The 8,288-nt window shown below is 45.3% G+C and carries 13 protein-coding genes; all 13 read right to left on the reverse strand.

The window, feature by feature from the left end:
* Nucleotides 1–185 precede the first annotated feature (185 nt).
* Nucleotides 186–422 (reverse strand): hypothetical protein, encoded by a 237-nt coding sequence (locus PG722_RS13480; protein WP_195387636.1) that lies wholly within the window; start codon nucleotides 420–422, stop codon nucleotides 186–188.
* A 73-nt stretch (nucleotides 423–495) separates the two neighbouring features.
* A complete protein-coding gene (locus PG722_RS13485) occupies nucleotides 496–1,584 on the reverse strand; it encodes a relaxase/mobilization nuclease domain-containing protein (RefSeq protein WP_138301782.1) in 1,089 nt (362 codons plus the stop codon).
* The gene (locus PG722_RS13490; protein WP_118564791.1) at nucleotides 1,545–1,868 is read right to left on the reverse strand and encodes a plasmid mobilization protein; all 324 of its coding nucleotides are present in this window, start codon (nucleotides 1,866–1,868) and stop codon (nucleotides 1,545–1,547) included. The genes PG722_RS13485 and PG722_RS13490 overlap by 40 nt, the downstream gene beginning before the upstream one ends.
* A gap of 8 nt (nucleotides 1,869–1,876) precedes the next feature.
* Nucleotides 1,877–2,386, reverse strand: a complete 510-nt coding sequence (locus PG722_RS13495; RefSeq protein ID WP_195387635.1) for a molecular chaperone GrpE — start codon at nucleotides 2,384–2,386, stop codon at nucleotides 1,877–1,879.
* Nucleotides 2,387–2,819: 433 nt separating this feature from the next.
* On the reverse strand, nucleotides 2,820–3,551 hold the full coding sequence (locus PG722_RS13500) for a hypothetical protein (protein WP_138301777.1): 732 nt from the start codon (nucleotides 3,549–3,551) through the stop codon (nucleotides 2,820–2,822).
* A gap of 27 nt (nucleotides 3,552–3,578) precedes the next feature.
* The gene (locus PG722_RS13505; RefSeq protein ID WP_195387634.1) at nucleotides 3,579–4,007 is read right to left on the reverse strand and encodes a hypothetical protein; all 429 of its coding nucleotides are present in this window, start codon (nucleotides 4,005–4,007) and stop codon (nucleotides 3,579–3,581) included.
* A 25-nt stretch (nucleotides 4,008–4,032) separates the two neighbouring features.
* The gene (locus PG722_RS13510; RefSeq protein WP_270580845.1) at nucleotides 4,033–4,464 is read right to left on the reverse strand and encodes a helix-turn-helix domain-containing protein; all 432 of its coding nucleotides are present in this window, start codon (nucleotides 4,462–4,464) and stop codon (nucleotides 4,033–4,035) included.
* A 227-nt stretch (nucleotides 4,465–4,691) separates the two neighbouring features.
* Nucleotides 4,692–5,240, reverse strand: a complete 549-nt coding sequence (locus PG722_RS13515) for a hypothetical protein (protein WP_270580846.1) — start codon at nucleotides 5,238–5,240, stop codon at nucleotides 4,692–4,694.
* 14 nt (nucleotides 5,241–5,254) lie between these two features.
* Nucleotides 5,255–5,533 carry a type II toxin-antitoxin system YafQ family toxin gene (locus PG722_RS13520; RefSeq protein ID WP_138301790.1) on the reverse strand — a complete coding sequence of 93 codons (279 nt, stop codon included), beginning with the start codon at nucleotides 5,531–5,533 and terminating at the stop codon, nucleotides 5,255–5,257.
* Nucleotides 5,526–5,795, reverse strand: coding sequence for a type II toxin-antitoxin system RelB/DinJ family antitoxin (locus PG722_RS13525; protein ID WP_138301788.1), 270 nt, complete (start codon nucleotides 5,793–5,795; stop codon nucleotides 5,526–5,528). Before PG722_RS13525 ends, PG722_RS13520 begins: the two co-directional genes overlap by 8 nt.
* Nucleotides 5,796–5,901: 106 nt before the next feature.
* Nucleotides 5,902–6,213 carry a type II toxin-antitoxin system RelE/ParE family toxin gene (locus PG722_RS13530; protein WP_138301786.1) on the reverse strand — a complete coding sequence of 104 codons (312 nt, stop codon included), beginning with the start codon at nucleotides 6,211–6,213 and terminating at the stop codon, nucleotides 5,902–5,904.
* Entirely contained in the window at nucleotides 6,206–6,484 is a 279-nt protein-coding gene (locus PG722_RS13535; protein WP_117492668.1) for a type II toxin-antitoxin system Phd/YefM family antitoxin, read from the reverse strand. Before PG722_RS13535 ends, PG722_RS13530 begins: the two co-directional genes overlap by 8 nt.
* Nucleotides 6,485–6,536: 52 nt before the next feature.
* On the reverse strand, nucleotides 6,537–8,228 hold the full coding sequence (locus PG722_RS13540) for a hypothetical protein (protein WP_195387633.1): 1,692 nt from the start codon (nucleotides 8,226–8,228) through the stop codon (nucleotides 6,537–6,539).
* Nucleotides 8,229–8,288: the final 60 nt, after the last annotated feature.

The raw sequence follows: 8,288 nt of genomic DNA on the forward strand, positions 1-8,288 counted from the left end.
TATTTCCCGACAAAAAAATCGGTCGCTTTTCGACCAGCTCCGACCCCCTCTGAGCACCCCTGCCAGCCCCCCTATAGGGGCATTATATTATCAATATATTTTTTCCACCTATTTCCCGACAAAAAAATCGGTCGCTTTTCGACCGTATTTGCTTGTCCATATTTTACAGCAACGGCACGAGGGTGTCAATCCCTCATGCCGTGTTTCTCTTTAATTTCTTGGAGCTGCACTCGGATACTCTTTTTTCTCTCTACTACTGCTTTAGGTTGTGCCTTTAATGTCCTATTGCACGCCTGTACCGTTGCACCTAACGCGGTCACAGCATTTATTATCCGCTGCCACCGCTCCCACGTTAACCCTTTTACTCGTCCAAAAAACGATTTCTTCGTTTGAATATCTTGAGTTTCCTCAGTTACTCCCATACATTTCTCCATGAGAGTGTTTACTACGCCTATTAGCAGTTTCTTTTGTTTCTGTAACCTCTCTGTTTCTTTCTTAAAGTTCGAGATCATCTCTCCGGTGTCGGCGCATACTTGCTTCAGCTGCTCGTTTTGCTTCTTTAGCTCTGCATTCTCTTTCTGTATCTCCTGCACTTCGTCGGTTTCGTTCAGCTGCGCGTTCTTGTCTGCCAGCTTCTGCATTTCCGACTTGAGCAGCGATATTTGCGATGAAAGCTCCGATATTGTCTGCTTCTGCTGTTCGATTGTCTGTCTTTGCTCCTCGATCAGCTGCGAGCTGCTCTCTTGCACGCTGCGCTGTTTGCTGACTTCGTGCATTGCCCTCAAACTCATGTTCCAAGTTCTCCTTTCCAAAGTCCATGTTATAATACTTCTCCAGCTTGTTATTGCGGATTTTGCACTGCTTTTCGCCCTGCTCTTGCCGTTTTAAGTCTGTAAAGGTAATATATTTGTGGCTGTCCTGCCAGTCTACGCCGTATCCTCGCTCATTCATACGCTGCACAAAGTCTGTACGGTTGGTGGCCTGTTCTCGGCAGTCCAATATCGCCAGCGCAATATCTTGCACATAGCTCTTTACCTCGCCCTGCTCGGCCTTTTTGAGCAACTGATAGGTGTCCTTGCTGAACGCTACCGTTTCCTCTCGCTCCTGTCCGTCAAAGGTCTTTCCCTTTTCGGTAATATGCAGCCCGTATTTCGCGCAAAGCTGGTCGGAATAATCTTTCATGGCCTGCAGCTCTGCCTTGCTCTGCTGGAGCTTGTGGCCGTCTACATAGCTCACGCTGTTCACCACAAAGTGCGTGTGGATATGCTCCTTGTCCTCATGGGTAGCAATCAACACCTCAAAGTCCTGCCACTCCGGTCGTGAGGCTGCCAGCTGGCACGCGATCTGGTGCGCCTGCGCCGGATTTATCTTCTCGCCTGGTGCAAAGCTCTGAACAAAATGCTTGTAGGTTCGCCCTCCGTCCTTATCCCACAATAATTTCGTAACTCTCATTTCATCTTTAACTGTATCAGGAACGCAATTCAAGCCACTCAGCAACTTTTGTTCCGTTTTTTCCTCTTGCATTACATAATCGAGTACTGTGTTTATCCCAGCTTTTGAAGATACTGCCTTAATGACTGCCATACCATTTTCACCTCGTCTAATACCGTCGGCAATTCTTTTTTGTAATCAATATAGCCGCGTTCATTAAGTCTTTTGGCGATTTGGTTGAGGTTTGCACCCTGTCGTTTCAGTTCCGGCACGATCTCTTTGATACCATCCGTATTTACAATCTCCTTACCCAGCACGCAGGATAAAATGTACTGCTGTTGGTTCATGCCGCTTTCAGAAATTTTCTGTTGCAGCAGCTCCCATTCCTCCTCACTAACTCGGAACGAGAGCTGCTTCGGTCTACTCTTATTTGCCATGACCGCCGTTATTCTCCCTTAAATTTTCTCAGTGCCTCTACATAATCTCGGATTGCTTCTACTTCTTCGGCCATACTCAACTTGCTCAGCTTCCAATCGTCCAGCCAATACTGTAATTCGTCTTCAAAATCGAATGTGTCACCTGGCTCCATTTCGTATTCTTCACGCTGCTCCTCAAACTCCTCTGGGTGAGATTTGTATTCTTCGTTTTCATCGTAGACATATAAAAAATTTTCGATGTCCTCACCGCACTCCAACAAAAAACGCAGCAGTGTCCGATCTGCCATCTGACGGAAACCGCAACGGTCGAACCAGTCCTGCGCAAGCATTCTTTCGTCCGACCCGTTGGTGTAGGTACCGTCAATCAGATCGCCGATGAAACTCGCCAATAATTCAGAAACGGTCAATCCGCAGCCGGCTGCTTTTTGTAAAATGCGATCGCAGTCTGCATCCGACAATTTCAAAATGAGCGTCCGGTCTTTGATGGTTTCGATTTCTTTTTTCTGACTTTCGTACATGATACACCTCACCTTTTTGTTCGTGCGCTGCGTGCGCCAAGCCGGGGATTGAAGGGGGTGCAACCCCCTCACAAGCTCTAAAGTGGTAACACTTTAGGTAGCTTGCAATATATCTCCCACACTCTCATTATACATGGTGGTAGCACTGCTGTCAAGTGTGGGAGAGAAGGCTTGCGGTAGCAAGCCTCAGCAATGTAAATGGAGAAAATCGCGTGTCAAGGGCTTGCTTTTTTCGCCCCGTTCGAGCCGTCTGCGCAGCAGATCGGCGTGCAAAGGGTAGAAAAAAAGTGGTTCGCATGAACCACTCTTGACGCTATCTCTCCTATACTCTAAATCATAAAATAACGGGATGAGTTTAGACTCATCCCGTTATTTTTATCCTCGGAACCATTTACTAAACCAACTCCGTTTTCTCCCTGGAGCCGGTTCATGATTATCCTACCGTATCTGTATATCCCGAGGAAATGAAAAACGAATCAATAACTGTTACGCCATCACTTGCATAAACCGGAATTTCATGATCATGTGGAACATAATCAGGTATATTTTGCGGAAGATCAGATACTTTAATATATCCTTCTGTCCCATTTTTACCGATAGCGGAAATCATATCTACATCTTCATTCAAATACTTTACAACCAGTGCCTCACCATAAGTTTCGCCAGCTGCATTGGTATGTATCTGTTTTTCTTCAGTAGATAAATCTACACCGCCATTAGCTCGAACTGCCATATAATAATCTACGCTCTCCAGTTCAAGGGTTTTCATTTCCCCATCACTTCCCTTATACCACGTAGTACCATGAGCGGTATACGTTCCTTTTCCACTTGCTCCGCCTGTAGTTGCAGTAATACCCGTGCTTAACGCACCATTTGCTACAGGTCCACTAAAAGCGGCTAATGCAATACCGCGATAAAGTTCCGCAGAAGCTTTCACATATCCTGCTGGCACTTTTGTACTATCTGTAGTCAGAATTGTTGCTGTAGAAGATACCATTCCTTTTGATGCAGTTATAGAAGTTCTCCCATGATATTTAATATTACTCATACCTGTTACAGTCGATGTCCAAGGAGAATAACTGACTGCTACGGCGGCCACAACACAGATAGATCCGCATAATAGTATCGATACTAAACGCTTTACAATCTTATTTTGAAATTTCATTTTGAACTCCCTTCTATTGACTTCATGTCAATAATTAACATATCCACTTACTGAAACACTATTTGAGGAATTATTCCTTACTGCAAAAACATAATTACCGCGGGTATCAACCTTAATGGTCTTATCAAAGGTTCCATTATTCACAGTTAGGTAGTGAAATTTACCTTTGCTATCAACCAAACCAAAATCTACGCTTGCCGAAAATGGAGAGTATGTAGCTTTAATCGTTACCGTTTCTCCAGCTTCCAACGGGAAACTCTTATCTGCCCGCAAGATAGATTTAGCAGGAACCGTCATATTAAAGGAGCCCGAAGCACGTTCAAGGCTCAGTTCAATTACACGATCTCGATGCTCAAAGTTTTTCGGTGCAATATCAGCCGCATTCGCTGACATACTCACCCCGCTAACGATAAGCACTCCTGCCAAAATAGAGCCGAAAATTTTCTTAACTCTCATTGCTACCACTTCCTTTCGCAATTACTTACCAATCTACCGAAAAATCACCAGAAAATACGACATCATCTTCTTCTGTTTCCATTTCGGAAATTGGAACTTCATTTTGTGGCTCATGAGTGTTATGTAAATGTAGCAGCATAGCACCCACCACAATCAACAATATAACTACAACGCAAGCTATTAGTCCCACCCGTAAATGGTTTGACGATTTTTCTTTTGCTTCATCTTCCGGTTCAGAAACTTTTTGCACATCTTCTGCTTCTTTATCCGATAGCAAATAATCCATGGATACATGATACAACTCACTCAATGCTTTCAGCTTCTCCCGAGAGGGAACGGCTAACCCTACTTCCCACCTTGATATAGCCTGACGAGATACATTGATCTCCTCAGCCAGCTGAAGCTGAGATAAACCTTTCTCATTTCTCAAGCGAACTAACTTCTCTGCTGTAGTCATTTATTACACCTCTATATTACCCACATATTCGACTAAAATAAACCAATCTACGATTGCATTTGAGCAATTATAGATTGCATCTCATGCAATTCTCTAAATTTCACCTATTATAATACAATCTCCATTAAAATATGTAAATATCAACCACTCTAAATGTCCAAAACACATACAGCAAAAGCCCTGGCGTTTTGTGCTACACCAAGGCTTATTATCATTGCTTACAGCCATTATCTCCGAAAGATCCGATTGAACCAGCGCCGCTTATTCGGTGCTGCCTGCTCCTCAGGCACGCTGGCAGCTACACGATCTTCCCCATCGGAAAGCTGCTGCTGGATTGTCCCAGCGTGGAGGGCCTGCGCCGCACGCGCAGTTTCCTGCGCTGCCAACAATGCAGTGCTGCACTCAGCCAACCTCGCGTTTAACTCTCTGATCTGCACGTCTTTCACTGCCAGCTGTGCTTGCAGCGTATCAACAGTAGTCTGTAAAACGCCAACTAAATCGCAAACTTCATGGTTTGCGGTTTGCGATTGGTTGGCGTTTGCGGTTTGCGATTCGGTTTGCGATTGCTCGTCGCTAACCGAATTTTCAGTCACTATTTCTTGCTGTCTTTTTTTCTGAAAAGCCATTTTTATTAACTTTTCTTGTTGGTTTTCGATCGCAAACTGGTTTCCGTTTTTTCGCAAACTTGATCGCAAACCAAGGTTTGCGATTTGCTTACTTACAGCAGTCTTTGATACGCCCAATTCGTCCGCAATTTCCTTGATCGTTTTGGCCATCTGGCACACTCTCCTTAAAACAGATCGCTATGCGAACCAGTTCTAATCAGCTTCAAGATCAGAGCGTCGCGCTCAATCTTATACACCAACAGCCAATCCGGCTGAATATGACACTCTCTCATGTCTTTGTAATTTCTCGAATTAGTCAGCGCATGATCTCGGTAGACAGGCGGCAAAGTCTTCTCCTCGCACAGCAATTCCACGACAGCACTCAGCTTTTGCGGGTCGCAGCCACGCTTCACCGCCAGCTTATAGTCTTTCTTGAATTGTCCCGTAAACTCCGGTTTAAGCATTAAGGGCCTCCATCATGTCTGCCACACTGTCGAACGGGCCGTGCATATCTTCGTCATTCTCCGCTGCTTTCATCGCTGCATAAGTGGTTTCGTTCGGCTCGTCCAGACGAACTTCAAACGGCAATCCATGATAGCGCAGTGCCTGACGGTAAAAAATGCCCGTAGCGGTGCTCAAATCCATGCCCAACGACTGAAACAAATCTGCCGCCTGCTTCTTCAGCTCCGGTTCAATACGAAGCGTCATATTACCCTTAGTTGCCATATAAAAGCACTCCCCTCAAAGCATATTACTGATATTCTACATCCATATTATATGCTCTATTTATTTGCGTTGCAAGCGCAATGCAAATAAAATTTGCTTGTGATTATTACTCTAACAATCTGGCAACATCTCGTTTAGCATACACCACACGAGCGATTGTCACCAACTTCTTTTCCTCGTCCACCCAATAGAGCATTAAAAAGTTCTGCACTAAGATTTTTCGATACTCACGCTTCAACGGGCGGATTGGTTGATACGCCGGAAGCGCATACGGAAATGTAAGTATGCTTTCCGCAGCGTTCACCAGTTCCATAGCCAAACGATCTGCCGCAGCAGGATTTTGCAGCTCTCCACTGATATAGCGCACGATTTCAACCATATCTCGCTGGGCAACAGGTAGGTACTCCAGTTTATACACCCTGCTCCCCTCCAATAGCGGCTTTCATCGCTTTCAATACATCTTTGGAGGAATAACGCTGATCTGTCAGCTCGGCCTCTCGCTCGGCCTCTTGCAGCTTGAAGTAAACCTCGCTTTCAAATTGCAAGTTTTCAAACGCTTCCATGCTCAAAACGACCATATCACCATACCCATTTTTGGTTAAAAACACAGGCTGAGCCGTTTCATGCACTGTTTTGGAAATGTCCGCAAAGTTATTTCGCAAATCCGATACAGGTCTAATCATATTCATACCATCAACCTCCTTACTATTATTTTAGCGTAATCATGCTAAAATATCAACATCATTTATTTTCTGTTTTGGGCGGAAACAAAGCGTTAACGCAATCGGTCGCTAAATAATTCATGTACTCATCGTCCGGCATAACGTTGATCCGGCGAATACCATTCGCCGCACACCCAACCAGCAGCCCGGCATCGACCTCACTTTCCGCAAAAACCATGTGTTTTGCCTGCTCCTGCACCTGCTCTTTTCTGGTCTTTCCATGCAAGAACACTTCATAGGCTTCTTCTTCCGAAAGCCCGCGTTCCTTCGCAATCGCAGTCACCGCAGCCACAATCTCAGCTGCCTTACGCTGGCTCTCATCACCAGACAGCTGAACCATCTTCTCTTTGTTCGTATATTCGCGTAAATTCATTAAACCGGCCTCTTCCCACCAACGATATACTGTCTTTTTACTCAATCCAGTTTCTCTGATACACTCCGCTTTCGTCCCCTCTGAGTGCTCAGAACGCCACTCAGCTACCACAGATAGCTTGTCCGGCCTACCATTACCGTCCGTCCATTTACGCCCCTGTCGGCGCATACGAATATCTCGAATTGCTCTTGCTTCCTCCAGATGATCAGATTGCTTCTGACCATTCCTCCTGTTCTTCTCAATCTGAATACCGGTACGCCACACAATCGTATCAATCGGATATGTAGCATAGCTATCCGTATAAGCCTCCAGAGCGTGCATAACATCGTCCTCAGTGAACTCATCACCTTTTGTATTCATGAATGGAATAAGGCCGTATGCGTCCTCCTCGAGCGTTTCTCGGGGTACTCCACACTTCTGCGCATATGTCGCAAGAGTCATAATACACCAATATCTGTGTCCCTGTTCGGCACCCTCTTTTAACTTCCTAATCCACCAGTCATAAACTGCTTTCTTACAAGTCCATGTATTCCTCGGTCGCTTCTCCACAATACGCCGCTGATACCACTCTGGATACTTCTTCTTCGCATCTTCGAGCCGTAAATCAGACTTATAAACAAAGCTCACAGCACGATGATCCTCTGGCACAAACTTATTCAAATACTCTACTGTGACCTTTTCACCGACCGAAAAGGCACGGCAGCGACCACCATCTTTCGTAATCGTACCAACCACACGAAAACCCTGAAACAAACTCTCATACTGCACCTTATCATGCAGCGAGGACGCGCCCTGTGTCCATGCCTGCCAAGTCAGCCGCCTTTTCAGCTTCTCCAACTCCTCAGCAATGTTCTTAAACATCGGAATAGGCTGCTTAAAGACATAATAAATATGGATACCTGAGCCGGAAGATACCAAATACGTAGGCCGCGGCAGACCCCAAACAAACTGCAACATCTCATGACCACGGTTGATCTGCTCCATAAAAAAATCCCAATGCTTCCGCTCCGTCATACCATCAAGATCAATAGCCAACGCATACATAAACCGAGCATTGGAGGACTTCCGACTCTTACCTGCATAACTGATCGGGCTCATAAGACAGAAATCATTTGACCCAACCATATCCGCAATCGTATCAAGATCATCAGTAATCGTCATACGCTTTGCACGCTTGCTGCCTTTCTCAATAGCAATCGCTATACCATTATATTTCCCGTCCTCATACTCACCGCGCTCCTCAAAAGAGCCCTCCGGAAAGATGTCCCGATAAAAATCCATATAGTGAACTTCCTCAAACAGCGCTTTCAAAGCACCTAAAATATCATACATCCCCATGCACCTCCAGCCCCCTATAGGGGCGTTATATTATCAATATATTTTTTCCACCTATTTCCC

It is taken from the genome of Butyricicoccus sp. OF27-2pH9A, from assembly GCF_027693185.1.
GTDB classification, from domain to species: Bacteria; Bacillota; Clostridia; order Oscillospirales; family Butyricicoccaceae; genus Agathobaculum; species Agathobaculum butyriciproducens.

What these genes read in the sequence shown, in the direction of transcription:
- PG722_RS13510 (WP_270580845.1), bottom strand. Translation starts at nt 4,464, where the DNA reads ATGACTACAGCAGAGAAGTTAGTTCGCTTGAGAAATGAGAAAGGTTTA.
- PG722_RS13525 (WP_138301788.1), bottom strand. Translation starts at nt 5,795, where the DNA reads ATGGCAACTAAGGGTAATATGACGCTTCGTATTGAACCGGAGCTGAAG.
- PG722_RS13485 (WP_138301782.1), bottom strand. Translation starts at nt 1,584, where the DNA reads ATGGCAGTCATTAAGGCAGTATCTTCAAAAGCTGGGATAAACACAGTA.
- PG722_RS13515 (WP_270580846.1), bottom strand. Translation starts at nt 5,240, where the DNA reads ATGGCCAAAACGATCAAGGAAATTGCGGACGAATTGGGCGTATCAAAG.
- PG722_RS13500 (WP_138301777.1), bottom strand. Translation starts at nt 3,551, where the DNA reads ATGAAATTTCAAAATAAGATTGTAAAGCGTTTAGTATCGATACTATTA.
- PG722_RS13535 (WP_117492668.1), bottom strand. Translation starts at nt 6,484, where the DNA reads ATGAATATGATTAGACCTGTATCGGATTTGCGAAATAACTTTGCGGAC.
- PG722_RS13520 (WP_138301790.1), bottom strand. Translation starts at nt 5,533, where the DNA reads ATGCTTAAACCGGAGTTTACGGGACAATTCAAGAAAGACTATAAGCTG.
- PG722_RS13505 (WP_195387634.1), bottom strand. Translation starts at nt 4,007, where the DNA reads ATGAGAGTTAAGAAAATTTTCGGCTCTATTTTGGCAGGAGTGCTTATC.
- PG722_RS13540 (WP_195387633.1), bottom strand. Translation starts at nt 8,228, where the DNA reads ATGGGGATGTATGATATTTTAGGTGCTTTGAAAGCGCTGTTTGAGGAA.
- PG722_RS13490 (WP_118564791.1), bottom strand. Translation starts at nt 1,868, where the DNA reads ATGGCAAATAAGAGTAGACCGAAGCAGCTCTCGTTCCGAGTTAGTGAG.
- PG722_RS13495 (WP_195387635.1), bottom strand. Translation starts at nt 2,386, where the DNA reads ATGTACGAAAGTCAGAAAAAAGAAATCGAAACCATCAAAGACCGGACG.
- PG722_RS13480 (WP_195387636.1), bottom strand. Translation starts at nt 422, where the DNA reads ATGGGAGTAACTGAGGAAACTCAAGATATTCAAACGAAGAAATCGTTT.